This window comes from Sandaracinobacteroides sp. A072, from assembly GCF_052616365.1.
This window is the reverse complement of record NZ_JBQXGU010000011.1, coordinates 1-1255: the sequence shown is the minus strand read 5'-3', so window position 1 is coordinate 1255 and position 1255 is coordinate 1. Positions and strand designations below refer to the sequence as shown.

Here is a 1255-nt window from a genome sequence, read left to right as displayed (position 1 = left end):
TGGAGTTGACCCGCTTTGGTGGACACCCTGAAGATGGATTTGGAGGTGTCACATGGGGAGATTTCGAACGGCGTATCCGCCTGAGTTTCGGCGGCAGATGGTGGAGCTGGTGCGCGCTGGGCGCACGCCTGAGGAGCTGTCGCGGGAGTTTGAGCCGACGGCGCAGTCGATCTGGAACTGGGTTCGCCAGGCCGATCGGGATGCTGGCAAGCGGACGGATGGGCCGACCAGCATTGAGCGCGAGGAACTGAGCAAGCTTCGGCGCGAGAACGCCAGGCTGCGGCAGGAGCGTGATATCCTGGCAAAGGCGGCGGCCTGGTTCGCACGGGAGAGCAAGGCGACCCCGTCCGGGTTTACCGGTTCATGAGCGCGAACCAGGCCGACTATCCGATCAAGACGATGGCCCGCGTGCTGCGCGTGTCGGCATCCGGCTACTATGCTTGGCGGAGCCGCCCACCGTCTGCTCGGGCCACGGCCGACGGCGATCTGCTTCGTCGGATCCGAACGATCCATGCCGCTTCGCGGGGAACCTACGGCGCGCCGCGGGTTCATGCCGAGCTGCAAGCCGAAGGCGTTGCCATCGCGAAGAAGCGGGTCGCTCGGTTGATGAAAGCCGCTCGGATCGCTGGCGTCAGCCGCAGGAGGAACATCCGCACCACGCGGCCCAACCCGGCCGACAGGCCGGCATCGGACCTGGTACGGCGCAACTTCTTTGTCGAAGCGCCGAACCAGCTGTGGGTGGCGGACATCACGTTCGTGCCGACCATGGCGGGGTTCCTGTTCCTGGCGGTGGTGCTCGATGCCTGGTCCAGGAAGATCGTGGGCTGGGCGTTCTCCAGCGATCTGAAGACCCGGGTCGTCCTCGACGCGCTCGACATGGCGCTCGAGACCCGCCGACCGGACGATGTCATTCATCATTCGGATCGCGGGTCGCAATACACGTCGCTGGCGTTCGGCAACCGGTGCAAGGACGCAGGCGTCCGACCGTCCACCGGCTCGGTCGGCGATGCCTACGACAACGCCATGTGCGAAAGCTTCTTTGCAACGCTCGAATGCGAGCTGATCGATCGCCACCGCTTCCGCTCGCACACCGAGGCCCGAATGGCCGTGTTCCACTTCATCGAAGGCTTCTACAATCCGACCCGGCGGCACTCGGCGCTGGGATATCTCTCACCCCTGGAATATGAACGGAGGCGCCATGGCCTGACCCAACAGACCTAAACCGCAACCCGTCCACCAAAGCGGGTCAACTCCA

At 64.7% G+C, this 1255-nt stretch carries 1 protein-coding gene; it reads left to right on the top strand.

The window, feature by feature from the left end; all coding sequences use genetic code 11:
- Nucleotides 1-52 precede the first annotated feature (52 nt).
- A protein-coding gene (locus ACUJ46_RS12560; RefSeq protein ID WP_445390838.1) for an IS3 family transposase occupies nt 53-1221 on the top strand; the annotation gives its coding sequence in 2 pieces (ribosomal slippage) (nt 53-311 and nt 311-1221; 1170 coding nt in all).
- Nucleotides 1222-1255: the final 34 nt, after the last annotated feature.